Raw genomic sequence first — 24947 nt, 5'->3', positions numbered from 1 at the left:
CTTAACCCCCGTTTGCGGGCGGGGCCCGGCCCCCCACGTCAGGGCGCGCAAAAGAAAACCCCCGGCGTTGAAACCGGGGGAAGTGGTGCGCCATGACGGGCTCGAACCGCCGACCTACTGGGTGTAAACCAGTTGCTCTTCCAGCTGAGCTAACGGCGCGCGCTAGGAAAGACTAACAGACGGTATGCGAGAGAACCAAATAGAGGGGGCTTCCTGCAGTCTCTGGGCTAGCGCCGGGGTGACGTGTGGAAGCTGTTGAACATGGACTCGACCTGATGAACGGTCGCGTTTTTGAAATAGGGAACGGGGATTCTCACGCTGCTGCTTCGTGTTGTCCGGTACGGTTTGCCGCGCCAGTAGGAGGTTGTCTCGGTGTTGCCGTAGAGGCGTAGGAAGCAGGCGACGGGCATTGGGTCGTCGTGCTGCCAGAAATGTGTGGCGTCGATACGCAAAATGCGGTGCTCCTGGCGGTGGAATGGGAACCCCCGAGAGCTGTAGGTGAAGGCGTTGTCATGCATTTCAGCGGCCACATCCGTGGCTAGGAGCTTCACTACGAGATACAGTGCTAGGAAGATCAACAGCCCCCCGATGTACGGCATGATGGGACCGCGTCCGGTGTCGGAGCGAAACGCGGTTAAAGACACTATCCCTAAGCCCAGAAGTAGGGGGCCAGCGAACCATGCTCGGATCCATTCGTTGCGGGCTGTCACGGACCATTGATAACCACTGTCGGATACGTGGAGGACTGGCTGTACCGCCTTCAGTGTGTATTTCTTGCCGCTGGAGTTGATCGCGGGGCCGAAGAACGGCGCGATGATGACGTGGACCCCTAGGAAAATAGCGCCCGCTACGCCGAGAACGCCGATGTCCCTGCGCTCACTGATCGCTAGATATACCCCGATGACTGTTGGGACGAGCAGAGACAGCCAGATCAATACCAACTTTATCCAGTGTGATGTACGCATTAGTATCCCAAGCCTTTCTTGGTTATTTCGTTACCTGCATAGGAGGAGAACGCTCCAACTGCCAATAACGCGAGCATCCCTGGCGGGGTGAGAACTGCTGATCCTCCGATTAGTGCCAATGCAGCACCGGTGCCAATGCCTGCACTAGCGCCCAACCCCGCAGCAATGGCAGATGTTTGCTGCGAGTAGCCCTCATTACGCGACACGTTGTAATCAAACAACGCACCGCCAATGGATGTGACTGCGCCGCCGCCGCCGCGTGCCACAAATTTGCTTAGGTTGTCTGCCTCCGCCAGGTGGGAGAAACGGTTGGCGTGCTTCAGGCTTTCCTTGTGGGAAGCATCGGCCATGTCGAAGCCAAGTGCAAAGGTGCCAACGAATGCGTTGGTGGCAATGCCTTGGCCGTGGCGTGCTGCAAAGGTTTGGAAATTTGCTGGGTTATCCAGCTGCATTGAAGAAAAGTCGAAGGCCGCCGCCTGGTCAGTCGTACGCACATTGTTTATGAAGCGCTGGGCGTTTTCCTGAAACTCCGTGATGGCACCCCGGACTAACACCAGGTAGGGCGTCCACTTCTCATCAAAGTCCTGCACGGCTTGGAGGATGTGCTGGCCGCGAATGGTGTCTTCACCGGCAAGCTCTTGAAGCGCGTCTATGGCAGGGCCAAGTGCGTGAATGGCCGTAGCAAGTTTGTGGATTGCATCCTCGGCGCCAGGCTGATCAACCTTACAATTCGTCACCTTGCCGGGTGCCTCGAAAGAGATGGGGGAGCTGGGGGCCTTGGCCGCGCTGATGTCGCTTGCAATGCCATCAACGGCGTGGGCGTGTTTTTCGCGGGTTCGTTCAACGACGCCAAGTGTCTGGTCCCACTCCCTCTGGATCCCGAACAGCGCCTGGGCACAAGCGTTGAGGTTAAGCAGTGTCGCAGGGGAGTTCGTTACCAAGCGGAGCTGGTAGGCAAGGTTGTACGCGTCTACTGCAGCTCGGTGTCGCGAATGAATGCTGTGCGCCAAGCTCCGCAGGTTATCCAGCTTGCGCTGCGTGCCATCTACCTTGTCGGCGTAGCGGGAGATCTTCTTGCTCAGTACCTGTTGGGCATCACTAACCGAATCCACGGCATCCCGCAGACGCTTCGCGTGGGCGCGCATGGCGTTGAACACCTCACCGTCGCTGCCACCAAACATGGCGCTGGCAAGGTCATCCTCAACATCACTAAGCCGCTTCTGGCAGGATTTGCGCTGATCCGCACTGCTTTCTATGAGAGCAACCGAGCCGCCGGCGCTAAAACGTGGTGCGAACGCTTCAAAGCCTGGCAGATGTTGGGCCCACCCCATACGTATTTCCTTCCCCCTAAAGGTGTTCAAGTTAGGGAGAAGCTTAGCGGAAGTTAAGCCTTGGCGAACTCGGTTTCAATCGCGTCCATCAAGGCGTTCACACCTGCCGTGTCGGCGTTGGATGGAAGGAACACGGTGACGTCGCGCCCGTCGGGGGTAGGGAAGGTGGCGGCGGTGGCGTCCATAGGCAACACCGCGGAAATTAGGTCGAGTTCGAAAGCGCGGGTGGCGTCGTCGAAGTTGTAGTTGATGTCGGCCACGTCCCAATCGCCGAAACGTACGCGCAAGGAACCGGTTGCGCCACGCGTGCCGGGATCCGGCATGACGGCGATGTCGGAAGCAGTGGTGCCTGCGGCGCGCGCAAGCTGGTGGATAGCGGGGGTGAAGTCCGCAGCACCGGAAAGACCAGCACTGATCACCGTGCCAGCGAGCAGGGGCTCGCCATCCGGGCACGTCAGGCCAGCAAGCGTGGTCAGCGGGAAGCTGCGGAAGCTAGCGGGCTCATCCAACACGGCATCTTCCACGTCATCCGGTTCAACACCAGGCGCAAGCGTCACGCCTGCCTGGGCATACAGGGCCAAAGCATTACGAAGAAGATCAGTCACGCCCCTCATCCTAGGCCCGCTAGCGCTCCTCGTCTCGGTCAGTTGCCCAAGGGTTGCGACGCCCACCGCCATAGCGACTCCGCGCCGGCGCAGGAGCTGGCGCAGCAGCAGCGGCCGAAGCGGTAGCAGTTTTGGGGGCGGGGGTGGGGGAGGGCGTTGTGGCGTCGCTAAGCAAAAGCTCCTCCTGCTCCTCGCGGAAGCGGCGGCGCTCGCGCGTCTCGCTGACAATGAAATAGATCAGGCCAGCCGGGGCGAGCAGGCCGAACGCGATCCACTGCAAGCCGTAGGACAGGTGGTTACCGGTCTCAAGCTGGGGCAGCGGGATCGGGTTGATCACGCCGGGGGAGCCGCCGAGCAGCTGGATGTACGGGCTGATCAGGTCCGTGCCGGTGAGTTCGCCGATCTGGCCGGGGCTTACTGAATAGACCATCTGGTGGCCTTCGATGATGTTGGGTTCGGTGGGGTGCACGCCTTCGTCTGCAAGCAGCATGCCCGTGATCGTCACCTCGCCGCTCGGGGCGGGCTCAATAGGTGGCACGTGTGAGGCTTCTTTGGCGGGCACCCAACCGCGGTTGACTAGAACCGTGCGGCCATCGTTGAGTTCAAATGGCGTGAGCACCTGGAATGCGGCGACGCGATCAACAGAGCGCAGACGCAGCAACACCTCAGCACCCTGGGCGTAATGGCCCGTGGCAACAACGCGGGACCAATCGGCGCCATCGGGAAGCGAACCGTCCGGGTTGACGCGAGTATCAAGCGGCACCGGGTCCTGGTCAAAGGCCTCCACAATGTGCTCATTGCGCTGCTCAAGCCGCTCATTTTTGCCCAGCTGCCAGGGCGCGAGCGTGGTAAACGCGAAGTATGAAAACAGGATGATCAGCACGGCGGACAGTACCCAGCCAGGCGTTAAAAACGTCTTCCACCACGGTTTACCGGTTTGTTTCACAGTGACTACCTTAGTGCGGCGCGCACCCAAGCAATAATGCCGTCCGCCGCGGCCTCAATCTGCTCTCGCGTCACCGCAAAACCTTCCGGGCCGCCGTAGTAGGGATCCGCCACGCCCAGATCATCGGCGTCAGCCTGCGGGTCAAAGGAGCGCAGCAGGCACACCTTGTCCTCCGGGACGCCGCGCGCCACCAGCTCAGAGACATGGTTGTGGTCCAGTGCAACGATCAGGTCAGCGTCGAACTGCTCGGCGCCGAACTGTTGGGCGCGGTGGGATTCACCGTTGTAGCCGTGGGCGGCAAGCTCTGCAAGCGCGCGGTGATCCGCCTGGTGGCCAACGTGCCAGTTGCCAATGCCGCTGGACGTCACTTGGACAGCGTCCTCGCCAAAACCCGCTTCGGCCAGCTTGTCGCGCACAATCACCTCCGCCATGGGGGAGCGGCAAATATTGCCCGTGCAGACAAAATCAATGTGCAGCATGTGTCCTCACAATCGCGTCCAAATCTTCAGGTGTGCGCGCCACATACGTGGCACGCGCCCACTCACCTTCATCACCGTAGCCCCACGTCACTGCAACCGACGGCAAACCGAAGTGCGCCGCGCCATCGAAATCATGCATGCGGTCGCCCACCATCAGCGGGTGGGACGGGGAGGCGTGCGCAAGGACGTACTCAATCACCTCGATCTTCGTGGCGCGGCCCACCTCATGATTAGCGGCGCCGAGGAAATCCACGTGCTGCATCAGTCCGGCATCCTCCAGCGCAAGGCGGGCAAAGCGCTCGCTCTTGCTCGTCGCCGTGCAGATGTGCAGCCCCAGCGCCTTCCACCCCTTGAGCAGCTCGCCCACGCCAGGAAAGACCGTGAACTCACGCCAGCCAACAGAAGACATGTAGTCCGAATATGCCTGCATGGCACGCTCAACCTCTGCCGCGCTCAGACCCGCGGCCGCAAAGGAATCACGCATCGGCGGACCCGGAATCTTGCGCAAGAAATCCTCACCCGGCACCTCCAACCCGAGGGCCTCCATGCCCCTGATAAATCCCGCGCGGATGCCGGGGTAAGAGTCGATGAGGGTGCCGTCTACGTCTACAAGAATGCTCACCACACCAAACCACCATGCCGGATTTGTAGGCTGGGTGCCATGACTGTCACCGTTGCTGATTGCGTACGCGCCCTTGAAACCGCCTACCCGCCGCAGCTTGCAGAAAGCTGGGACAAGGTCGGCCTGATTTGCGGCGACCCCGAAGCCCCCGTGACCAAGGTGGCGTTTGCGCTGGATTGTACGTTGGAGGTGGCGCGCCGGGCCGTCGAGAAGCAAGTGCAAATGCTGGTTGTGCACCACCCGCTGCTGCTACGCGGTGTGCATTCGGTGGCGGCGAACACGCCGAAGGGCAAGGTGATCCACACGCTGCTTCAAGGCGGGGTGGCGCTGTTTGCGGCGCACACGAACGCGGATTCCGCGCGCCCGGGGGTCTCCGACAAGCTGGCTGAGCTGGTTGGCATTGAACCCGGCCGACCGATTCGCCCGGTGCTGCTGGACGGCATTGACCACTGGGGCATCCACATTCCGCCGGCCGATGTAGACGCGGTGATGGGCCCGCTGTTCGAGGCCGGCGCTGGCGAAATTGGCAACTACCGTAAGTGTGCGTTTTCCTTCGAGGGCCAGGGGCAGTTTTTGCCTATGAGCGCCGCGTCGCCCACTACCGGCACCCCCGGCGAGCTGCACCGCAGCACCGAGACCCGCGTGGAATTCGTCGCTCCGACCCGTCTACGCCGCACGCTCATTGACACGTTGCGTGAAGCCCACCCGTACGAGGAACCGGCCTTTGACGTTGTCCAAATGGCCGACACCACCGACTTATCCCAGGCCACGGGGCTCGGGCGTATCGGGGAGCTGCCTGAGGCCATGACGCTACGAGAGTTCACCCAGCAAGTCGCCGACGCGCTCCCCACCACCGTCTGGGGCGTGCGCGCCGCCGGCGACCCAGACCAGATGGTCAAGCGCGTTGCGGTCTCCTCGGGCTCAGGGGACAGTTTTCTTGACGACGTCACACGCCTCGGCGTCGACGTCTACGTCACCTCAGACCTGCGCCACCACCCAGTTGACGAACACTTGCGCGCCGGCGGGCCAGCAGTCATTGACACCGCCCACTGGGCCAGCGAGTTTCCGTGGACCGAGCAGGCCGCGGGTATCGTGGCAGAGCTAGACGTGGAAACCGTCATCCTGCCGGTACGCACCGACCCGTGGACCGTTTCCGCACACCCCGCCGACAACCCAAACGTGGAGGACTAACACCCATGCACCTGTCGCAGGAACTACAACCCGTGCTGCTCAAGCTGGCCATTGCTGAAGCGGCCGCCACACGCCCGGTCACCCGACCGGAGGTTGCGGAGCTTCAGCGCGCCGGGAAGGACCGCGAGCGCATTGCCGCGGCGTCTTCTGCCGCGCAGATGGCGGTAGATGACATGGAGCTGGAGATCCGCCGTATTCAGGAGGATCAGCGCAAGCTTGAGCGCCGCAAGAAAGACAACATCGCCCAGCTTGGCGCAGCAACGGACGTTGAGGTGCGCCGTGACCTGCAGCATGACCTGTCCACCACGGAGGCGCGCCTGACGGATCTGCGTTATGAGCTTAAAGAGGCGCACAACGAGATCGCGGCGCTTCGCAACAACCGTGAGGTCCACGGTGCGCAGCTTGATGAGGCCACGCGCAAACTCGAAGCCGCCCAACGCGCCGTAGACGCCCTGCCGGAGGAAACGCCCGTGGACACCGGAGCGCTGCGTGCTCAGTTGCCGGCAGACATTTTGGAGGTGTACGACAACGTGGGCGCGGCGTCCTTTAACAGCCGCACCTGCGGTGGCTGCTTTTTGCAGCTGCCGCCTTCTGAGCGCGCCGAGGTCATGGCCGTTGCGGATGATGAGCTGCCGACCTGCCCCAACTGCGGCACCCTCCTAGTGCGCGTGACGGAGCGCTAGCCATGCGTGTTGCGCTGTTTTGCGACGGCGGCTCCCGCGGCAACCCCGGCATCGCCGGTTCCGGATCCGTCCTCTATAACGAGGACGGCGACACTTTGGCGGAGATCGCCTACGTTGTGGGCGCCAAGTCCACCAACAACGTCGCCGAATACTACGGCCTGCTGCGCGGCCTTGAAGCCGCCCGCGACCTGGGTGCCACGCGCGTGGACGTGTCCATGGACTCCAAACTTGTCGTCGAACAAATGACGGGCCGCTGGAAAATCAAGCACCCCGACATGCAAAAGCTGGCCCGCGACGCACGCGACGTAGCCACATCCTTTGACAAGGTCACCTACACCTGGGTGCCGCGCGCCAAGAACAAGAAGGCCGACGAGCTTTCCAACGTTGCCATGGACGCCGCCGCGAAAGACGGCACGCCGCGCATCCTCGACAGCGGCGTGCCCGCCGCGAAACCCGCCGCCAAGGATTCCAGTTCTGCGACGAAGTCGCATGTTGTCGCAAGCCCCGCGCACTGGTCGGGCACGGACGCCCCGCGCACCCGCTTCGTCCTGTTAAGACATGGGCAGACGGAGCATTCGGCGCAGCGTCGATACTCGGGCTCTTCCGACCCGGAGCTGACCGACATCGGCTGTGAACAGGCGAAACGCGCCGCCGGCACGATCGCGGCGATGGGCAAGATCGACGTGATCGTTTCCTCCCCGCAGACCCGCGCCCGCCAGACTGCCGAGTACTGCGCGGACGCGCTCGGCCTGGACGTGGAGATTATGGACGGCTTCCGCGAACTCAACTTCGGCGCCTTCGAGGGCCTGACCCGCGCGGAGGCTATGGAGCGGTATGGGGAAGAGTTTGGGCAGTGGGAGGCGTCGTTTAGCACGAGCCCCCCAGAGGGTGAATCCACGACCGCGCTGCACCGACGCGTCACCCGCGCACGGCTGAAAGTGCAGGAGGCGCACGAGGGTAAGACGGTGCTGGTGGTCACGCACATGACGCCGATTAAGTCCGTGATCCGCCAGGCGCTCGGGGCGAGTGCGGAGACGTTTCGCCACATGTTCCTGGACCTGGCCAGCATTTCCGTGGTGGAGTTCTACGGCGACTTCGGCGTGGTGCGCACCTTCAACGACGTCGCCCACCACCGCTAACCGTCTCCCACGGCAAGTTTGTAGCTACCTACACCCGGCTACCAACCAAAAAAATCGTTTAGTAGCTGCATGTAGGTAGCTGCAAACACCGATTGGGCGCACGCGCAGCCCGCGCACTAGAATGAGCTACCGCGAATGAGTTGGCTGGGTGATCGCGGCGTTGTGAACCGCCCTAAACTTGGGGTAGGCGCAGGTCGAGGAAAGTCCGGACTCCACAGGGCACGGTGGTTGCTAACGGCAACCCGGAGCGATCCGCGGGAAAGTGCAACAGAGAGCAAACCGCCACTGCCGTAAGGCAGGGGTAAGGGTGAAAGGGTGCGGTAAGAGCGCACCGGCGTTTGTGGTGACACAGGCGGCCAGGTAAACCCCACCGGGAGCAAGGCAAGAGCCCCCGCCTTTAAGGCGGAGGTTGTCGGACGTGATGAGGCTGCCCGCCCAGTCCGAAGGTAGCTGCTTGAGGCCGCCCAGCAATGGGTGGTCCAGATGGATGATCGCCGCCCGAAAGGGTACAGAATCCGGCTCATAGGCTGACTCATTCGCCTTTTGTCTGGCATGCTGGCAAAGCATGAAGCTCTATGCCGCGCCGCTGAATTTCCGTGCACTTGCGCAAGAGTTCGATGTGCCCACGGATTTCCCGCAGGAGGTTACGGCAGAGGCGCAGCGCCTGAAGTTTTCGCCTGAGCACAAGCGTATCGACGCCCGCGGCATCCCCCTAGTCACCATCGACCCACCCGGCTCCAAAGATTTGGACCAGGCGCTGTGCATTGAAGCGCGCGGGGATGGCTACCGCGTGTACTACGCCATTGCGGATGTGGCGGCGTTTGTGGAGCCGTCTTCGCTGGTCAAGCAGGAGTCCCTGAAGCGCGGGCAAACGATTTACCTGCCGGATGAGCCGGCCCGCCTGCACCCAGCGCCGCTTTCAGAAGGCAGCGCATCCCTGCTTCCCAATGTTGATCGCACGGCTGTCTTATGGACGTTTGATCTTGACGCCGCCGGCGAAGTCGAACGCGCCCACGTTGAGCGCGCCCTGATCCACTCCGTGGCCAGGTTGGATTACGCGCAGGTGCAGCGCGCGTTTGATGGGGGAGACGTGATGGCGCAGATACGTCTCCTGCCCGAGGTGGGCAGGTTGAGGCAGCAGTCTTCTTTTAGGCGCCAAGCGATAAACCTCCGGCTGCCGGCGGTGCGCGTGGTGGAAAACCCGGACGGCACTTTTGAGCTGGTCATTGAACCCAGGTACGCCGCGATGGACTACAACTCTGAAATCTCCCTGCTCACCGGCATGGTGGCTGGGCGCATGATGGTGGACGCAGGCGTGGGGTTCCTGCGTACACTCAAGCCCGCGTCCAAGGAAGCAGAAGCGGAGTTTCGTTCGGAGGCGCACAACCTTGGCTTTCAGGTGGAGGGGGAGATCGGCGCGTTTTTGGCCAGCGTTGATGCAGACACCCCGCGCGGTGCGGCCGTGATGCGCGAGGCGCAGAAGCTGCTGCGTTCCTCGGGCTACGTGGACTTGTCCCAAGGTGAGCCCGAGGTACATGCGGGCATCGGCGGGTATTACTCGCATGTCACCGCACCCTTGCGCAGGCTGATAGACCGCTACGCAACCGAAGTGTGCCTGGCCATCTGCGGCGGCTACGAGATCCCGAGCTGGGTTACCGATGACGCCGAGGTGGTCCTGCAAACCATGTCGCGGACCTCCCAACTGGCCAACACCGTGGATAAGGCGGCGCTGAACCTGACGGAGGCGACCGTGCTCAAACCCTGGGTGGGGCACAATTTTGAGGGCGTGGTGCTGCAACACCGGCCGCAGCGTGCACGTATTTTTGTGACGCAGCCGCCGTTGCTTGCGCCTTCCATAGGCGGGCCGGCCGAAGGCACCCAAAGCGTGTTTTCCCTGATCCGCGCGGACCCTCAAGCACGCGAGGTGGAGTTCGCCTGGCCTGCTGACTAGGCGTTATCCACCTGGTCTTCCAGCCGCGCCGCCTCGCCGGGGCGGATCTCCAGCACGTGGAAGTCCTTGGCAAAGACCTTGGCAAACTCGTCTGCCTCCTGCACCGGGACGAACGCGATGACGGCCTGCGAGGTACCCGCCGCCGCTGGACGTGCCGCAGTCGCCCCGCGCTGCAGCGCAAGCTTTACCAGTGCGTCCGGTGTTTCCAAGTCGTGTGCCTCAGTGGGCGAGTTCAGTAGGGTAAACAACTCATTGCCACGCCGCGAGCGCAACGCCTTAGCCGCCGCCAGGCTGCGCAGCGTCTCCGTCTCACAAAACTGCACCCAGCGCCGCGCGGTTTGCGGCTCCGGCGCCGTCTCATCGCCCGCGTCGCGCCGCGCCTCCACCCACTCAACCACCCGGTCTACGTTGTCGGGCAGTTCGCGTAACGACGCCACGCCAAAGTTACCCACCGCATCATCAATAAACCCACGCCACGTGGCAATGCGTTCCTTCTGCTCGCCGTACGGCTGGCCCCACGCTTTCGCGATAGAAAAGATGCGTACCCCCAACTTGCCCGGGTGTGGGGCTGGTGCGACTGAGCCGTCGGCGTAATCCACCACCGTGACCTGCTCCGGCGTGCCGCGAAGCGCCACCGTGTGACGCGCGCGCAACACCGCAAGCGAGGAATACGTACCAACCGCGTGGGAACAGACCTCCGCCAGGCGCGTGCGCATCGGCGGATCGTTCACCTCCGCGTTGCCGCCGGCAAGCGCCAGCGCAATCGCCGCGTCCCCCGCATACAACGCGCCAAGACCAGCACCAACCGGGATCTCGGAGACCACCGTGATGTCCAACCCGGCCGTGTCTCGCGACAGCACCTGGCGCGTAATCATGGTCTGCACCAAACCAACCACACGCCGCATCAGCGGATCTTCAATCACGCCTTCTGCAAGCTGCGCAAGCGTCGCCTCACCCGTCGCCACGGGGGAATGCAGGCTTTCGGCGTGCAGCGTAATCAGGTCGTCCTCACGCGGGCTGACCGCAGCCGCCGCCCGCAGATCCCCCAAACCAACAACGGTCACGCCCCCGAAGTGATCCACGTTCTCACCGATCAACACCCAGGTTGCCGGTGCCGTAGCCACATGCGCAGGCTGGGCTCCCGTGCGCTGCGTGTGTAGTGCGCGAACTTTCTCTGCCGCCTTTGTCGCCTTTGCCGCCTCTGTCAGCTTTGCCATGCGGCCTACAGTACCAACTCACGCAGGTACACTTTCGGCCATGAGCGACGACAAGTTCTACTACAACCCCGAAACCGGCGAAGTCACCCAAGGCAAGGTTGCGTCCTGGGACAACCGCATGGGCCCGTACGACACCCGCGAGGCCGCCGAGCACGCCATCGCCATTGCGAAAGAGCGCACCCGGCTTGCCGACGCCGCCGACCAAGCCGACGACAACTGGGGCGAACCCGCCTCCTGGGAGAAGTAATCCCGCAGGGTTTGGGTGCGGCTACTTCGAGATCTTCTTGAAGGCCTTCTTCAGTTCTCGCATGGAGGCGTCGTAGGAGGACAACGCGGCGTCGCCAAGCATGAGCTCCCGCTGGTAGAGCAAACCGTAAGCGAAGGTGTCCTCGCCGCGCTCGCGGGCCTCATCAGCCAGGCGCAAAATGCGATCGCGCGAGGTCACCGCGTCCTGGAAATCACCCAACACGGTCTGCAGCGCCTTCGCCGCCTTGGCCAAGCGCCCCGTCTTAATGCCCGCAGCCTCCGCGGCCGCCGTGGCGTAACGCAACTTCTTCACGGCCTTGCGCACGTCATGCACGTAATCCTCGCGCTTGTGCAGCGGCAAATCCGTGTCGTGGTAATGCTCCGCCACCTTCGCGTCGCGCTTGCGCACCTTCTTAAACGCCTTCTCAAGATGCTCCATGAGGATCTTTGTGTCCGTCTCGCCCTCATTGGCGTCCTCCTCGTCTTCTTCGGTGTGGGTGTGCACCGGCGGGGCGGCCAGCAGGTCATCGATGGCATCCAGCATGTTCAGGAAACGCTCACCGTCTAGCATCGCGACAATCTCCGCGTGGGCTGCGGTGTAGTCCGCGCGCATGTCGCCCGCGATGTGGGTGCGGGTGGCCTCATCGATCATCCCGCTCTCATCGGTCTCCAACAGCTCGATGAAACGCTCCTCAACCACCTCCGCGTCGCGCGCAACGCCTAAGACCGCGGCAGTTTCCTTCAGCTCCGCCTCGAGGTTTTCCAGCTGCTCGCCTTCGAGGATGCCCTCGAACGTCTCCAGCAGCGAGCGCATCTCGCGCGTAGCCACCCGCAGCTGGTGCACCGAATCAAACTCATCGGCGCGCACCTTCGGGTCCCACGCCACAATCTCATCCCGCTGCGCGCGCACCGCCGCGATCACGGCCGCAGCCGGCGAACCCTCCTCCAACTCCGGCTCCTGCAAATGCGGCGGCAGGGGAGCGGTGCGCACCGATTCACCCAGCGCCGTGGCCAGTTTCGACGGCGACGACGACTTCCTCGCACCACTATTAATAAGGAAAGACGTAGCCTGGCGGATCATCGCGTGACCCTCCTCAGTAGCCGCAATCGACTCCGCCAGCTCAAGCTCCCACTCGCGCCACGAGGTGCGCTCGCCGCCGGGAAGTAGTGACCAGGCGGTGACGTGATCGTCGCAAAACTCTGCGATGACCTGGTCTTCCTCGTTGGCCAACTTGGACTCCACCCTGCGGTTATCCACCTGCGCCACCGGCTCTAGCGGCACATTGCGCACAATCGCACGCACCTGATCCAGCAGCTCAGCCGGGATCGTGGCCGGATCATCCAACGGTGCGCGCAATTCTTGACGACCATCACCGTCCGCCGGCAACTTCAAGTGCCAGCCGTCATCGGCGCCTCCTTTACGACGCCTCAACGTAACCTTCTGCCGCGTAAGCCTCAGATCAGGCGTGTCGTAATACACCGCGGACAAGTTGTGCTCCGTGGTGTCCTTCATCGCGCTCACCCCCGGCAGCTGCGTTAAATCCGGCACCGCCGTCGAATCATCCACGGCAAGCTTGATCTCCACCTCCAGGTGGCGCTCTGCCTGCTTGTTTTTCTTCTCGCCCATGGGGTGGCCTCCTTTGATTGGGTATTAGCTACAACGATAGTCGCGGGCGGTGTGAGTCGCCCGGGGTGTGGTGTGGCGGTGCGGGTGGCGGTTGGCGTTCCGGTTATCCGGTGGCCGGGTAGCGCCAGTGCTCGCCGATGTGTGGGCGTTCGCGTGTTGCTTTGGTTAGCGGTTCGCCGAGTAGCTCGGATCGCGCTTTGATTTCAAGGAAGCGGCGGACACACTCTGCTTCATTGCGGAGGAGTTCGGGCACTGTGATGCGAAGCACTTCATAGAGCTGGGAACGGATCCAGTTTTCACGCTGCAGTTGTTCGAGGGCCGCTCGTTTGGGGTCTTCGTCGAGTTTGACCGCGCCATCAATTTCGGCCACAGCTTGGCCCCATACAAAGTCTGGCCGGACGTGTTTGCCAATCCACATCTGCTCCTGGACAACAATGCCGTGTTCTCGCAGCACGACGCGGAAGAGCGATTCGTACGGCGACTCTGAGCAGGTCGAACTCCACTCCAACGCCTGCCTTGCCTTGTCAATGCCCTTCTTCCCGGTCATCCGCCGAATCGTGGCTTCGAGATCTTCACGTATCTTCTGTCGCTCCCACGGCTTCTGTGCTTTGTGGAACAACGAGTCTATAGCTATGACCCCGTGGCGTACCCCGTGGATGCGTGCAATATCTACTGCGGTTCGAACGGGGTTGGTGACGCGGAGTTTGTCCGTGGTTCCTGTGGGGGTGAATGCGATGGTGTCCATGTCCGGGATGTGCATACTGGAGTAAGTCACACCTTGGGGCCAGAATTTTGGACCCCTGGGTTTCGGGTGTGCAAGATGGACAGGCGCATCGTTGTCGGGAAGCGTCCAAATGCTGTGAATAGCCGCAGCTGAACGACCGATCAAGACTGCGCTTCGCGTGGCCGCCCCCACGGCATAGCAGCGAAGAAACTCCTGCTCGTGGCGTTTTAGTGCCTGCCAATCCGACGTTGCGATGAACTTGGTTGCCGACAACTTCTCACACACCTGCTGGTCCGCCCGGCCAGGACGGATCAGACGATCAATGAGTGCGTAAATGTCCACAATTTCCCCCCGAAAATGTTGCTGCGTTGAGGGGAGTTTAACGCATGCAGGCGCGGTCGCACCACCGCATTCGCATGGAAATACTGTTTTCCGTCTTGCTTTGTCGATCCGAGCATCCGGATGCGTCTTTCTATGCGCCAGAACCCGTTCGGAGGACCCCGTTTAGACCGTAGAATCGCAGCGGAAACGGGGTCCGCTAAACGGGGTTTAGGTGTGGCGGCGTCGGGAGCCACAACAGGGGTGGTTTCAGCGAGGGATTTGGGCAGGGTGGTTCATTTCCTGACTTCGATGTGTTAGCTCTGGCATTGCCGTAGAGGTCGAGTGGCCAAAACCCGTTCGGAGGACCCCGTTTAGACCGTAGAATCGCAGCGGAAACGGGGTCCACTAAACGGGGTTTAGGTGTGGCGGCGCCAAAAACGGCGCTGGGAACGGCGTCCGAGGCGGCCGGGGACGGTGTCGGGCCCGACCCAACCGCACACTCCAAACCCACACAAACCCACTCAACCCCACCCCCAACCAAAGCTAAACTTCCCACCATGAGCTCTCAAACGGATAACGTGCTGCGCTTGGTGGAGCAGCAGGACATCGCTTTCATTCGTCTGTGGTTTACGGATATTTCGGGGAGTTTGAAGACGGTGATGATGTCGCCTGCGGAGTTGGAGTCGGCGTTTGAGGAGGGGGTGGGGTTTGATGGGAGTTCGATTGAGGGGTTTAGTCGTGTGTCTGAGTCGGATACGTTGTTGAGGCCGGATCCGTCTACGTTCCAGATTTTGCCGTTTGATGAGGACGCGGGCCTGCAGACGGCGCGTATGTTTTGTGACATTACGATGCCGGATGGGGATCCGCTCTTCGCTGACCCGAGGCAGGTGCTGAGGCGTCAGATGAATGCGGCGCGTGAGATGGGCTTTGAGTTTTTCGCAAGTCCTGAGATTGAGTTTTATGTGGTCAAGCCGGGTGAGGATAAGATCACGCCGGCGGATAAGGGTGGGTATTTCGACCAGGCGAAGCGTAATGAGGCGCCGAAGTTGCGCAGGCAGGCGATTGCTGCGCTTGAGTACATGGGCATCACTACGGAGTTTTCGCACCATGAGGCGAGCCCGGGCCAGCAGGAGATTGATCTGCGGCATACGGATGCGTTGACTATGGCGGATAATGTGGTCACGTTTCGGTACATCGTGAAGACGGTGGCGGAGGCGACGGGTGTGCATGCGACGTTTATGCCGAAGCCTTTCCCGCATTTGGATGGTTCGGCGATGCATACGCATTTCTCGTTGTTTGAGGGTGAGACGAATGCGTTTCATGATCCGGATGATGAGATCAGTATGTCGCGGGTGGGGCGTCAGTTTATTGCGGGGATTATTGAGCACGCGCCGGAGATTTCGGCGGTGACGAATCAGTGGGTGAATTCGTATAAGCGTTTGCAGTTTGGTTCTGAGGCGCCGACGGCTGCTACGTGGGGTATTTCGAATCGTTCGGCGATGGTGCGTGTGCCTACGTATCGGCTGCATAAGGCGGATTCGCGTCGTATTGAGGTCCGTTCGTTGGATTCGGCGTGTAATCCGTATTTGGCGTTTGCGGCGGTGTTGGCGGCGGGTTTGAAGGGTATTGAGGGTGAGTATGAGCTTGATGAGCCGGCGCGTGATGATGTGTTTGCGTTGACGCGTCGTGAACGTCGTGCGATGGGGTATCGGGATTTGCCGGGTTCTCTTGATCAGGCGCTTCGCCATCTTGAGCGTTCTGAGTTTATGGCGGAGGTGTTGGGTGAGCAGGTGTTTGAGTTCTTTTTGCGCACGAAGTGGGATGAGTGGCATGAGTATCAGTCGCAGGTCACGCCGTGGGAGATTGAGACTGGGTTGGATCTATGATCAGCCCCGCGAAACTTGGTCTGACTAGCCGCCGCGCCGCCGAGGACCTCGAAGCCCTTGGCCTAAAAGATGAGGCTTCCTTGTGGACGCTTGCAGGCGCCGCCGATCCTGACCTTGCCTTAAACAATGCGCATCGCTTCGCCAACGGCAGGAGCCTTTTGCTTGACGACGCCCAACGTACCCCCTTCTTCGCGCTCATGGGCGGGTCCACCGCCTTGGCGGATCACTTGATTGCACATCCTGAGCTTCTAGACACGCTGACGCTGCCGCTGCCAAGCGCACAGGAAGCGGACGAGTTCATGGCGAAGGCCGCCACGGATGAAAAAGCGTTGAAGAATGCGCATCGGTCGTTGGTGATGCGGGTGGCCGCCAAGGATTTGGCGGGTACGTTTGCGGCGGTTAAGGGCTTTGGTGAAGGCGAGCCGTTGGGGTATCACGCGGTGACGGAGGCGCTGACGAACATTGCGGATGCTGCGTTAAAGGCCGCGCTGACGCTTGCCACTGAGCGGGTGTATGGCGAGGAGGAGCCGGACGCGACGCTGGCCGTGATCGCCATGGGTAAGTGTGGCGCGCGGGAGCTCAATTACATCTCTGACGTGGACGTGATCTTTGTGGCTGATGAGGTGACAACGAAGATCACGCGGGTGGCATCCGAGTTCATCAAGATTGGTTCGGCGGCGTTTTTTGAGGTGGATGCGGGGTTGCGTCCTGAAGGAAAGGCGGGCGCGTTGGTGCGCACGCTGGATTCGCACGTGACCTATTACAAGCGGTGGGCGCAGACGTGGGAGTTCCAGGCGCTGCTCAAAGCGCGTCCGATGGCGGGGGATATGGAGCTTGGCCAGCAGTATGTGGACGCGGTGGGGCCGATGGTGTGGGAGGCGTCCCAGCGCGACAGTTTCGTTGAGGACGTCCAGGCCATGCGCCGCCGCGTGCTGGATAACGTGCCGGAGGGGGTGCGTTCGCGCGAGCTGAAGTTGGGCTACGGGGGCCTGCGCGATGTGGAGTTTGCGGTTCAGCTGTTGCAGTTGGTGCACGGGCGTATCGACGCCACGTTGCGCACCCCCAACACCCGCAACACCATCGACGCACTCGAAGCACTTTCTCAAGGCGGCTACGTGGGCCGCGAGGACGCCAAGGCGCTGATTGGTGCGTATGAGTTTTTGCGCCTGCTGGAGCACCGGCTGCAGTTGCAGCGGTTTAAGCGCACGCACCAGTTGCCGGAGGCTGATGATGAGCGCCGGATGCGGTGGTTGGCAAGGTCGGCGGGGTTTGTGGCGTCGACAAGCAAAAGTGCCATAGGTGAGATGGAAGCTGAGCTGAAGCGCGTCCGCGACACCGTGTCCACCCTGCATGAGCGGCTGTTCTACCGGCCGCTGCTGGGCGCTGTGGTGGATCTGACGGTGGGCGAGGCGGCGCTGTCGGCGGAAGACGTGAAGGCGCGTCTGGCGGCCCTTGGGTACCGCCACCCGGCGCGCGCTTACGATCACCTGGCGGCGCTGGTGAAGGGCACGTCGCGCAAGGCGAAGCTGCAGGCGATTTTGCTGCCAACGTTGATGACGTGGCTGGCCAGCACCGCGGATCCCGGCGCGGGCCTGTTGAACTATCGCAAGCTGTCTGAGGCGGCGGAGGATAAGCCGTGGTTCTTGCGGATGCTGCGTGATGAGGGCGTGGTGTCCATGCGCCTGATGAAGATCCTGGGCAATTCGCCGTACACCTCTGATCTGATCATTGCGGCGCCGGAAGTGGTCAAGTTGCTTGGAGACGGCTCCGCGGGCCCCCGCCTCATCGAACCCGCACCGGACCAGGTGAAGAAGGCGATCATTGCAGCCTCAAAGCGCTACCAGGACGATGCGGACAAGGCGGTGAGTGTGGCGCGTTCGTTGCGGCGCGCGGAGCTTGCGCGTATCGCCTCGGCCGATCTGTTGGGGTTGATGGAGGTGCGCCAGGTGTGCCTGGAGCTGACCATTATTTGGGACGCCGTGCTGCAAGCCGCCCTGTTGGCGGAGATCCGTACTGATCTTGCGGAGCGCGGCGTGAGTGCGGAGCCTGCGCGCATTGCCATTATCGGCATGGGCCGGCTTGGCGGTGGGGAGCTGGGCTACGGCTCGGATGCGGACGTGATGGCGGTGGCCGAACCTGTTGAAGGCGCGAATGAGGAAGAGGCGTTGGCGTGGGCGAGCCGCATGATTGAGCAGATGCGTGCGCGCCTGTCCAAGCCCTCGGGCGATCCGCCGCTTGAGGTGGACCTGGGCCTGCGGCCTGAGGGGCGCTCGGGACCTGTCGTGCGCACGATTGCTTCCTATGAGCGCTATTACACCGAGTGGGGCGAGGTCTGGGAGTACCAGGCGCTGCTGCGCGCCACCGTGATCGCCGGTGATGAGGAGGTCGGCGAGCGTTTCCTGCACATGGCGGATGCGTTTAGGTACCCGGATGGCGGCACCCCGCCATCTGCCGTGCGCGAAATCCGGCGTATCAAGGCGCGTGTGGATGATGAACGGCTGCCTCGCAACGCTGATCGTTCCGTACACACCAAACTTGGACGCGGGGCGCTGGCGGACGTGGAGTGGACCGTGCAGCTTCTGACCATGATGCACGCGCACAAGCACCCGCAGCTGCACACCACCTCCACGCTTGAGGCGCTGGACTACCTGGCGGAGCTGGACGACCCGGACGTGCTCCCCGCCGCCCAAGCCCGGACGCTGCGCACCGCATGGCTGACCGCCACGCGCGCCCGAAACGCGCTGGTCTTGGTGTCCGGAAAGCGCACGGACCAGCTGCCCGCGCCGGGCCCGCACCTGGCGCAGGTCGCCGGATCGGCTGGTTATGACCCGGATGATCAGCAACAGTTTCTGGAGGATTACCTGCGCATTACCCGCCGCGCGCACCGTGTGGTGGAGGAGGTGTTCTGGGGCGAGGCGCCCTCACTGGAGCACGAGTAGCCTTGTGCCATGGCTGTGAATATGACGATTGATCTGGCTGACGCTACCTACACGGATCTGGTGGCGTTGGTGGAGGCCGCCCGCGTTGCTGGTGTGGCCCCCGATGCGAAGCTTGCGCTTGAGGGCGAGACGCTCACCCTGCAGGTAGAGCCTGCGATCACGGCGCCGAAGGAGGAGCCGGAGGCGGAAGTTGCGGCGCATCGTCCGTTGCCGCCGCTTGGAGACGCCGCGATTCGCTCCGTGGTGGACATCCTCACCGGCCGTCAAGAGCCACCGCGCCACTAGCACCACGTAGACTGTTGCGTTGTGGATTACATCTCAACGCGCGACCCGCACTCGACTGCCCATTCGTTTACTGACATCCTGCTGCAGGGCCTAAGCCCAGACGGCGGGTTGTACATGCCTGCTGTTTACCCGCAGATCAGCGGCGACACGCTTGATCAGTGGCGCACGCTGCTGGCACAGAAGGGGTATGCAGCGCTAGCTGCCGAGGTGCTCAAGCTGTACGTGGACGATATTCCGCCGCAGGTGATTGAGCAGCTCACCGCGAAGGCGTACACCACCGAGGGGGGCAAGTTCGCCCACGAAGAGATCGTGCCGGTGACGTGCCTGGAGGATGACAAGCTCTACATCGCCCACCTGTCTGAGGGTCCGACCGCGGCGTTTAAGGACATGGCGATGCAGCTGCTCGGCGAGCTGTTCGAGTTTGAGTTGGGCCGCCGCGGCGAGGAGATCAACATCCTGGGCGCCACCTCCGGTGATACGGGCTCTTCTGCGGAGTACGCCATGCGTGGCCGTGACGGCATCCGCGTGTTCATGCTCACCCCGGCGGGGCGCATGACGCCGTTCCAGCAGGCGCAAATGTTTGGTCTGGATGACCCGAACATTTTCAACATCGCGCTCGATGGCGTGTTTGATGACTGCCAGGATGTGGTCAAGGAAGTCAACGGGGATGCGGCGTTTAAGTCCAAGTACTCGATTGGTGCGGTCAACTCCATTAACTGGGCTCGTTTGCTCGCGCAGATTGTGTACTACATCTCCAGCTACCTGAAGGTGACGGAGAGCAATGACCAGCAGGTCTCGTTCAGCGTGCCAACTGGCAACTTTGGTGATGTGTGCGCAGGCCACATTGCCAAGCAGATGGGGCTGCCGATTGACAAGCTGATCGTGGCCACCAACGAAAATGACGTGTTGGATGAGTTCTTTGTCACCGGCGAGTACCGCCCGCGCTCTGCGGCCGAGACGTTTGCAACCTCCTCGCCGTCGATGGACATCTCCAAGGCCTCGAACTTTGAGCGCATGATTTTTGATGCCACCCTGCGCAACCCCACGCTTACCGCCGAGCTGTTTGGCACCAAGGTCAAAGACGGCGGCTTCAATGCTGATGACTTCGGTGCGGCAGGCGAGGAGGTCATGGCACGGATTCGTGATGAGTTTGGGTTCCTCTCCGGCACCTCTACCCATGAGGACCGTTTGGAGATCATCCGCCAGCTGAAGGAAGACTTCTGGATTGTGGTGGACCCGCACACGGCTGATGGCGTGTCGGCTGCGCAGCAATACAAGCTGGATACCCCGGTGATCGTGCTGGAGACCGCACTGCCGGTGAAGTTCAGCCGCACCATTTATGAAGCGATTGAGGAATACCCGAGGGTGCCGGAGCGCTTCAAGGGGATTATGGACGCTGAGCGCCACGTCACCGACCTGCCCAATGACACCGAGGCGGTCAAGCAGTTCATTGCCAACGCTATTAATAAGACGGAGGTCTAACCATGGCACAGGAGCAGTTCGCAGGCCCGGAGCAGTACACGGAGTTTGATCCGGAGAAGTTCATCCGTGACCTGAAGATTCAGGCGGAAGAGGCCGCGAAGGAGAAGGCTGAAGCGCAACAAGGGGCGCAACAAGAGGCGCAGAACGAGGACAAGGCGGGGCAGTAAGCACGTACCCGCAGGAACCGGGTCAGCGCGACGAGTTTGGTGCTGCCCGGAAGTATCAGACTGGCGCGGGCCCTGCGTGGGCGTTTCCTGAGCAGGGCCCGCCTCAGCCTGCCCAACAAACACACCGCCGGCCGGGCGTGGCGTGGCTGTTTGCCGTCGTCGCCGTACTAGCGCTGGTTGCGGGCGTGGTGTGGTTGGGGGTGACCACGTCCAAAGTGCCAAGTCCTACGGATCAGGAGCGCCAGGCGCTTGAAGAGGTACGCACGCCACCCGGTGAGGAGCACCCGGAAGGTGAGCCGCAGCAGCCAGCGAACCAGGTGTTGGTGCCGGAGTACGCGGTGTGGGCGCCGGGCACGAAGATTCAGACCACGGACCATTACCCGGCGCCGGGGGAGAGTTTTACCGCGCAGTCGTGCACGGTGGCGTTTTCCTTCAGTGATATCCACGGCCGCAACTACGCCGTGACCGCTGGGCATTGCGGGCACGAGGGGGATTTGGTGTGGCCGACGAACGCTACGTTTGCCTCCGATTATGAGCGCGAGGCCGGCCGGTTCATTTACTCCGGTCTGTTTAACCCGGGTGGGGAGCGCGTTGACATTGGCATCATTGAGATCACTGACCCGGAGCGCGCCATGGAGGTTGTGGGTGATCCCATCCCAACCGGTATTGCGCAGGACATTCCCGCCCCGGGCCACGTTTGCAAGACAGGCGGGACCACGGGTTATACGTGCGGTGAGTTCCTAGAGACCCAGCGCGTGCAGATTGTAGACACCATGGTGGAGGAGCAGCTGCCCACCTTCGGCGACATTGCGGGCGTGTGCGTCTCCCCGGGGGACTCCGGCGGGCCGGTATTTAGTGAAGTCAACGGCCGCGCCGTGATCATTGGCGTGGTTTCCGGCACTGAGGCGGGCCGCTCCGATGAGGAGTGCTTTGAGGGGATGGACAACCCGAAGCGCATGAGTTACTCCAACATTGAGCAGCTCATGGGCGTGATTCATGCGGTGGTGCCGGAGCCGGCGTGGGTTACTCAGTCGTGGTAAACAGCTCGCCGCGGCGAATCTCCATGTATGTGCCGCGCACGCGCTGCCCGGCAGCAACCTCCTCGTCGGTGTAAGCACTGGTTCGCAGTCGGTCCAAGCCAGGCTCCAGAGGTAGGCGCTTCCAGGTCTGCTCCAGTTCGCTCAGCTTGCTTGCCGACGCCACGTCCAACCACCCCAACGCCACCTCAACCCCAGCCGCGCTGTTGTAGTTCACAAACGCTAGCGAGTCCGCGTCTTCGTCTACAGCAAACGTTGTGTATTTCTCAATGCTTGCCGGCGGCAGCGTGGAGAAGCAGAATCCCAAAAAGCTGATGCGCATGTTGTTTGGGGTGGTCAGCACAAGTGTGTCCAGGCAGTTTTGCTCCAGCAGGCGTGAGAGGTGCCCGGTGAACTCTGCCGTGGACGCCATCGCGGTTTCCGTGGCTTTTCCGCGCACGATGACTCCGGTTTCGCCGACGGCTGATTCCACGTCCGTGATCAGGTAGGGGCGGATGCTGGCCAGGACATTCGCTTCGTCTCGAAGCGGCGGGTTCCACGCCTGGCGCGGATCCTGCTCGGTTGTGGTTGTGGTGCTTGCTGTACCGGTTGCGGCGCTGCCGTCTGCAGCGCCGGCATTCGCTTCTGCATCCGCCTCTGCGTCCGCGCGGTAGCTCACCAGCATGGCCATGGCAACGATGAGGGTGAGCACGATTGCTCCGTAGCCGATGACAAAAATCGGGGTGGGGATGCGTTTGTTCGTGCTCATGATGACAGGAAGTCTACACTTGGCAACCATGCCAATCCCGGAGTTCATTGTTCAGACACGCGCCAAGATCGGCACCGACCTAATGTGGCTGCCCGCAGTGGCCGCGGTGGTGCTGCGAGACTCAACGGATAATTCCGTCTGGGCCGTCCCCGAGGTGCTGTTGGTCAAGCGCGCCGACAACGGTAAGTGGACGCCGGTCACCGGCATTGCGGACCCGGGGGAGGAGCCACATGACGCGGCTGTTCGCGAAGTCCTGGAAGAGACCGGAGTGCGCGTGAGCGCCGCTGCACTGCTGGGCGTGGGAACCGTTGGGCCCGTGACCCATGACAACGGGGACAAGGCCAGCTACATGTCGGTGCAGATTCGTTGTGAGGCCGACGATCCGAACCAAATACCCGTTGTAGGCGATGACGAGTCCACTGAGGTCGGCTGGTTCCCGATCTCAAACATGCCGGTGACCGACCCGAAGTGGCGTTTGGTGATTGGAGACGCCGCCGCGCAGCGCAAACACCCCACCTCATTTACCCCCCGCTTTGGGCTGAAGAAGCGTTAGCTCCTTCACCGGACTACTTCGCAACCAGGGTGAAGGTGTAGACCTCACCCGTATCCGGGTTGGTCAGCTGGGCGCTGGTGGTGCCAACGCCTACCGCGCGGAAGCTCGGGCCGGATTCAAAGGTTGCGATCGTCTCGTCTTCAACGCTGCCCTCAGTCCACGCATCCGGATCTAGGTTCTCGCCAACGGGGACGACGAGCGGCTGATGCTTGGTAATGGTCACCTTCGCGCCGTCGAGACTGTCCACAGTGACGTAGACCGGCGCCTCAAGGTCCACCCCGCCGTTGTTGGTGCAGGCGGTGGTGAGGGTTAACGTGAGCGTCGTCAAGAGTAAAGCCCCAAAGCGCTTCATCTTTACCAGCCCCGACCCTGCTGTGGCATTGGCTGCGGCTGCCCAAACGGTGACTGTGGTGCAGGCGCCGGACGCGTGCCCTTCACCAACATCCAAACGGCAATGCCCAGGCCAATCAGGGAGCACAGCAACCACAGGTACCAGCCGGCGGCCAGGGAACCGTACATGCCGTCAATCTGGAACGCGGTCACGATGGTGGTCAGCAACTGTGTGCCACCCGCGACAGCTGCGACAATCGCCGCAATCTTGTCACGGCCAAGAAAGCCAACAACCGTGGCGCCGACGTACAACAAGATCACGGCGATGGACCCGATCAGCATGCCAGCATCAGGACCGCCGAGCCCCTCTTCGAAGTACTCCTGGCCAATCGTGCCGAAACCGGTGCCCTCATAGGACATCGAGCCCCACCAGTTGAACGTCAGCGCCGCGCTGCCGAGACCTTCCCATGCAAGAGCGACCGCCGCCACCGGCAGGAAGCTGCCCAGAAGCGACGCAACGGTCAACGCCAAGTAGGACCAGGTTGGCCAGCCCGGGCCGCGACGCTTCGGTGCTGGCTGGCCGAACGGTTGACCGGGAAACTGCTGGACTGGGCCGGGCCCGAACTGTGGCTGGCCACCAAACTGTGGCTGACCGCCGAATTGCGGTTGACCACCGAACTGCGGCTGGCCAGGACCTTGAGTGGGACCAGGACCCTGTCCGAACTGCGGCTGACCCCCAAACTGTGGCTGCTGGTTCGGATTAAACGGCGAAGACATACGCACCCCTCACGTTAAAAATAAGCTTGGTAAATGCCAAAAGCTTACAACGGGAGTACACAGGCGACTACAGCTGGCTGCCAAACAGGGAGCCGACAAGGAAGGTAGCGCCAAGTGCCAACGTGCCTCCGAGCACCACACGCGCAACGGAGCGCCCAACAGCCGCGCCACCGAGCTTGGCGGACAGCGCGCCGGTGAGCGACAAGGACACCAGCGTCAAAGCAAAGATCGCAACCACGCGAGCCGACACCGGGGTGAGCACAGCTGCAGCGAACGGCAGCGCCGCACCCAACAGGAACGCCAAGAAGGAGGCGATCGCGGCGGACCACGGGTTGACTAAGTGGTGATCGGCTAAACCTTGGACTCGCTCCGAGTCGCGTTGGGAGGACACGGAGACGTATTCGCCCAGCGCCATCGAGATCGCGCCACCGACAACCGCGGCAAGACCCGCGGTGGCGATAGCGGAGAGGCTGTCGGTGGCACCCGCAACACCCACCACCACGGCGGCGGTGGACACGATGCCGTCGTTGGCGCCTAAGACACCTGCGCGCAGTCGGTTCATGCGCTCACCAAGACCAGCCTCGTGCTGCGGTGGAGTGGCCGGCTCCTGCGCGACGTGAGAGCCGATGATGGGTTCAACTACAACGGTCATGCACCCCATGGTGCACGGGATAAAACCCCTGAACAAGCAAGCAA

At 62.1% G+C, this 24947-nt stretch carries 25 protein-coding genes, 1 tRNA gene and 1 other RNA gene; 13 read left to right on the top strand and 14 right to left on the bottom strand.

Translation table 11 applies throughout. The features are described from left to right. Nucleotides 1–83: 83 nt before the first annotated feature. From I6I71_RS11575 to I6I71_RS11545, 7 genes are all read right to left on the bottom strand, one after another. Nucleotides 84–159: transfer RNA gene (locus I6I71_RS11575), tRNA-Val, on the bottom strand. A 68-nt stretch (nucleotides 160–227) separates the two neighbouring features. After that, the gene (locus I6I71_RS11570) at nucleotides 228–965 is read right to left on the bottom strand and encodes a hypothetical protein (RefSeq protein WP_201821231.1); all 738 of its coding nucleotides are present in this window, start codon (nucleotides 963–965) and stop codon (nucleotides 228–230) included. Continuing rightward, the gene (locus I6I71_RS11565; protein ID WP_201821229.1) at nucleotides 965–2296 is read right to left on the bottom strand and encodes a hypothetical protein; all 1332 of its coding nucleotides are present in this window, start codon (nucleotides 2294–2296) and stop codon (nucleotides 965–967) included. Before I6I71_RS11565 ends, I6I71_RS11570 begins: the two co-directional genes overlap by 1 nt. Nucleotides 2297–2349: 53 nt before the next feature. Then, nucleotides 2350–2901, bottom strand: a complete 552-nt coding sequence (locus tag I6I71_RS11560) for a hypothetical protein (RefSeq protein WP_141738237.1) — start codon at nucleotides 2899–2901, stop codon at nucleotides 2350–2352. A 19-nt stretch (nucleotides 2902–2920) separates the two neighbouring features. Beyond that, nucleotides 2921–3847: an SURF1 family cytochrome oxidase biogenesis protein gene (locus I6I71_RS11555; RefSeq protein ID WP_101734550.1), complete on the bottom strand. Its 927-nt coding sequence runs from the start codon at nucleotides 3845–3847 to the stop codon at nucleotides 2921–2923. A gap of 5 nt (nucleotides 3848–3852) precedes the next feature. Beyond that, entirely contained in the window at nucleotides 3853–4326 is a 474-nt protein-coding gene (locus I6I71_RS11550; RefSeq protein WP_201821227.1) for a low molecular weight protein-tyrosine-phosphatase, read from the bottom strand. Beyond that, entirely contained in the window at nucleotides 4313–4948 is a 636-nt protein-coding gene (locus I6I71_RS11545) for an HAD hydrolase-like protein (protein ID WP_236587322.1), read from the bottom strand. The genes I6I71_RS11550 and I6I71_RS11545 overlap by 14 nt, the downstream gene beginning before the upstream one ends. A gap of 39 nt (nucleotides 4949–4987) precedes the next feature. On the opposite strand from I6I71_RS11545, the gene I6I71_RS11540 reads away from it, so the two are divergent. The 5 genes from I6I71_RS11540 (at nucleotide 4988) to I6I71_RS11520 (ending at nucleotide 9912) form a co-directional block, all read left to right on the top strand. Next, nucleotides 4988–6139 (top strand): Nif3-like dinuclear metal center hexameric protein, encoded by a 1152-nt coding sequence (locus tag I6I71_RS11540; RefSeq protein ID WP_201821223.1) that lies wholly within the window; start codon nucleotides 4988–4990, stop codon nucleotides 6137–6139. A gap of 5 nt (nucleotides 6140–6144) precedes the next feature. Then, nucleotides 6145–6822, top strand: a complete 678-nt coding sequence (locus I6I71_RS11535; protein ID WP_201821216.1) for a zinc ribbon domain-containing protein — start codon at nucleotides 6145–6147, stop codon at nucleotides 6820–6822. 2 nt (nucleotides 6823–6824) lie between these two features. Then, nucleotides 6825–7961 (top strand): bifunctional RNase H/acid phosphatase, encoded by a 1137-nt coding sequence (locus I6I71_RS11530; protein WP_201821213.1) that lies wholly within the window; start codon nucleotides 6825–6827, stop codon nucleotides 7959–7961. A gap of 136 nt (nucleotides 7962–8097) precedes the next feature. Continuing rightward, nucleotides 8098–8500: RNase P RNA component class A (rnpB, locus tag I6I71_RS11525), an RNA gene on the top strand. 26 nt (nucleotides 8501–8526) lie between these two features. Next, on the top strand, nucleotides 8527–9912 hold the full coding sequence (locus I6I71_RS11520; RefSeq protein WP_201821211.1) for an RNB domain-containing ribonuclease: 1386 nt from the start codon (nucleotides 8527–8529) through the stop codon (nucleotides 9910–9912). On the opposite strand, the gene I6I71_RS11515 is transcribed toward I6I71_RS11520, so the two are convergent. Further along, complete coding sequence (locus I6I71_RS11515) at nucleotides 9909–11129, bottom strand: galactokinase family protein (RefSeq protein ID WP_201821209.1); 1221 nt, start codon at nucleotides 11127–11129, stop codon at nucleotides 9909–9911. The genes I6I71_RS11520 and I6I71_RS11515 overlap by 4 nt on opposite strands. Before the next feature lie 40 nt (nucleotides 11130–11169). Between I6I71_RS11515 and I6I71_RS11510 the strand changes: the two genes are divergently transcribed. Beyond that, the gene (locus I6I71_RS11510) at nucleotides 11170–11376 is read left to right on the top strand and encodes a hypothetical protein (RefSeq protein ID WP_052203518.1); all 207 of its coding nucleotides are present in this window, start codon (nucleotides 11170–11172) and stop codon (nucleotides 11374–11376) included. Between the two features lie 21 nt (nucleotides 11377–11397). Here I6I71_RS11510 and I6I71_RS11505 read toward each other — a convergent pair whose 3' ends face one another. Together I6I71_RS11505 and I6I71_RS11500 are read right to left on the bottom strand one after the other, a co-directional pair. Then, nucleotides 11398–13002 (bottom strand): CYTH and CHAD domain-containing protein, encoded by a 1605-nt coding sequence (locus I6I71_RS11505; RefSeq protein WP_201821207.1) that lies wholly within the window; start codon nucleotides 13000–13002, stop codon nucleotides 11398–11400. 103 nt (nucleotides 13003–13105) lie between these two features. Then, a complete protein-coding gene (locus I6I71_RS11500) occupies nucleotides 13106–14068 on the bottom strand; it encodes a hypothetical protein (RefSeq protein ID WP_201821205.1) in 963 nt (320 codons plus the stop codon). 536 nt (nucleotides 14069–14604) lie between these two features. Here I6I71_RS11500 and I6I71_RS11495 point away from each other — a divergent pair. From I6I71_RS11495 to I6I71_RS11470, 6 genes are all read left to right on the top strand, one after another. Next, nucleotides 14605–15933: a glutamine synthetase family protein gene (locus I6I71_RS11495; protein WP_201821204.1), complete on the top strand. Its 1329-nt coding sequence runs from the start codon at nucleotides 14605–14607 to the stop codon at nucleotides 15931–15933. Then, the gene (locus tag I6I71_RS11490) at nucleotides 15930–18872 is read left to right on the top strand and encodes a bifunctional [glutamine synthetase] adenylyltransferase/[glutamine synthetase]-adenylyl-L-tyrosine phosphorylase (protein ID WP_201821202.1); all 2943 of its coding nucleotides are present in this window, start codon (nucleotides 15930–15932) and stop codon (nucleotides 18870–18872) included. The genes I6I71_RS11495 and I6I71_RS11490 overlap by 4 nt, the downstream gene beginning before the upstream one ends. 9 nt (nucleotides 18873–18881) lie before the next feature. Then, entirely contained in the window at nucleotides 18882–19157 is a 276-nt protein-coding gene (locus I6I71_RS11485) for a hypothetical protein (RefSeq protein ID WP_052203524.1), read from the top strand. A gap of 21 nt (nucleotides 19158–19178) precedes the next feature. Next, entirely contained in the window at nucleotides 19179–20639 is a 1461-nt protein-coding gene (thrC, locus tag I6I71_RS11480; protein WP_201821200.1) for a threonine synthase, read from the top strand. Between the two features lie 2 nt (nucleotides 20640–20641). Beyond that, entirely contained in the window at nucleotides 20642–20806 is a 165-nt protein-coding gene (locus tag I6I71_RS11475) for a hypothetical protein (protein ID WP_168156384.1), read from the top strand. Nucleotides 20807–20943: 137 nt separating this feature from the next. After that, nucleotides 20944–21846: a trypsin-like serine protease gene (locus tag I6I71_RS11470; RefSeq protein ID WP_201821199.1), complete on the top strand. Its 903-nt coding sequence runs from the start codon at nucleotides 20944–20946 to the stop codon at nucleotides 21844–21846. On the opposite strand, the gene I6I71_RS11465 is transcribed toward I6I71_RS11470, so the two are convergent. Next, entirely contained in the window at nucleotides 21830–22591 is a 762-nt protein-coding gene (locus tag I6I71_RS11465) for a hypothetical protein (RefSeq protein ID WP_201821195.1), read from the bottom strand. The genes I6I71_RS11470 and I6I71_RS11465 overlap by 17 nt on opposite strands. A gap of 28 nt (nucleotides 22592–22619) precedes the next feature. Here I6I71_RS11465 and I6I71_RS11460 point away from each other — a divergent pair, with 28 nt between their 5' ends. Continuing rightward, a complete protein-coding gene (locus I6I71_RS11460; protein ID WP_201821194.1) occupies nucleotides 22620–23144 on the top strand; it encodes an NUDIX hydrolase in 525 nt (174 codons plus the stop codon). A 13-nt stretch (nucleotides 23145–23157) separates the two neighbouring features. Here the strand turns inward: I6I71_RS11460 and I6I71_RS11455 are convergent, their stop codons facing one another. From I6I71_RS11455 to I6I71_RS11445, 3 genes are all read right to left on the bottom strand, one after another. Then, on the bottom strand, nucleotides 23158–23472 hold the full coding sequence (locus I6I71_RS11455; protein ID WP_157045271.1) for a hypothetical protein: 315 nt from the start codon (nucleotides 23470–23472) through the stop codon (nucleotides 23158–23160). A gap of 26 nt (nucleotides 23473–23498) precedes the next feature. After that, nucleotides 23499–24251 (bottom strand): hypothetical protein, encoded by a 753-nt coding sequence (locus I6I71_RS11450; RefSeq protein WP_201821193.1) that lies wholly within the window; start codon nucleotides 24249–24251, stop codon nucleotides 23499–23501. Between the two features lie 67 nt (nucleotides 24252–24318). Continuing rightward, complete coding sequence (locus tag I6I71_RS11445) at nucleotides 24319–24903, bottom strand: VIT1/CCC1 transporter family protein (protein WP_201821192.1); 585 nt, start codon at nucleotides 24901–24903, stop codon at nucleotides 24319–24321. Nucleotides 24904–24947 lie beyond the last annotated feature (44 nt).

Origin of the sequence: Corynebacterium riegelii (genome assembly GCF_016728505.1) — a bacterium.
GTDB classification, from domain to species: domain Bacteria; phylum Actinomycetota; class Actinomycetes; order Mycobacteriales; family Mycobacteriaceae; genus Corynebacterium; species Corynebacterium riegelii.
This window is presented reverse-complemented; position numbering and strand designations above follow the sequence as displayed.

Coding starts and splice junctions, on each gene's coding strand:
- I6I71_RS11570 (WP_201821231.1), bottom strand. CDS start 965: ATGCGTACATCACACTGGATAAAGTTGGTATTGATCTGGCTGTCTCTG.
- I6I71_RS11505 (WP_201821207.1), bottom strand. CDS start 13,002: ATGGGCGAGAAGAAAAACAAGCAGGCAGAGCGCCACCTGGAGGTGGAG.
- I6I71_RS11485 (WP_052203524.1), top strand. CDS start 18,882: ATGGCTGTGAATATGACGATTGATCTGGCTGACGCTACCTACACGGAT.
- I6I71_RS11565 (WP_201821229.1), bottom strand. CDS start 2,296: ATGGGGTGGGCCCAACATCTGCCAGGCTTTGAAGCGTTCGCACCACGT.
- I6I71_RS11530 (WP_201821213.1), top strand. CDS start 6,825: ATGCGTGTTGCGCTGTTTTGCGACGGCGGCTCCCGCGGCAACCCCGGC.
- I6I71_RS11550 (WP_201821227.1), bottom strand. CDS start 4,326: ATGCTGCACATTGATTTTGTCTGCACGGGCAATATTTGCCGCTCCCCC.
- I6I71_RS11520 (WP_201821211.1), top strand. CDS start 8,527: ATGAAGCTCTATGCCGCGCCGCTGAATTTCCGTGCACTTGCGCAAGAG.
- I6I71_RS11475 (WP_168156384.1), top strand. CDS start 20,642: ATGGCACAGGAGCAGTTCGCAGGCCCGGAGCAGTACACGGAGTTTGAT.
- I6I71_RS11510 (WP_052203518.1), top strand. CDS start 11,170: ATGAGCGACGACAAGTTCTACTACAACCCCGAAACCGGCGAAGTCACC.
- I6I71_RS11450 (WP_201821193.1), bottom strand. CDS start 24,251: ATGTCTTCGCCGTTTAATCCGAACCAGCAGCCACAGTTTGGGGGTCAG.
- I6I71_RS11535 (WP_201821216.1), top strand. CDS start 6,145: ATGCACCTGTCGCAGGAACTACAACCCGTGCTGCTCAAGCTGGCCATT.
- I6I71_RS11515 (WP_201821209.1), bottom strand. CDS start 11,129: ATGGCAAAGCTGACAGAGGCGGCAAAGGCGACAAAGGCGGCAGAGAAA.
- I6I71_RS11495 (WP_201821204.1), top strand. CDS start 14,605: ATGAGCTCTCAAACGGATAACGTGCTGCGCTTGGTGGAGCAGCAGGAC.
- I6I71_RS11460 (WP_201821194.1), top strand. CDS start 22,620: ATGCCAATCCCGGAGTTCATTGTTCAGACACGCGCCAAGATCGGCACC.
- I6I71_RS11445 (WP_201821192.1), bottom strand. CDS start 24,903: ATGACCGTTGTAGTTGAACCCATCATCGGCTCTCACGTCGCGCAGGAG.
- I6I71_RS11540 (WP_201821223.1), top strand. CDS start 4,988: ATGACTGTCACCGTTGCTGATTGCGTACGCGCCCTTGAAACCGCCTAC.
- I6I71_RS11465 (WP_201821195.1), bottom strand. CDS start 22,591: ATGAGCACGAACAAACGCATCCCCACCCCGATTTTTGTCATCGGCTAC.
- I6I71_RS11490 (WP_201821202.1), top strand. CDS start 15,930: ATGATCAGCCCCGCGAAACTTGGTCTGACTAGCCGCCGCGCCGCCGAG.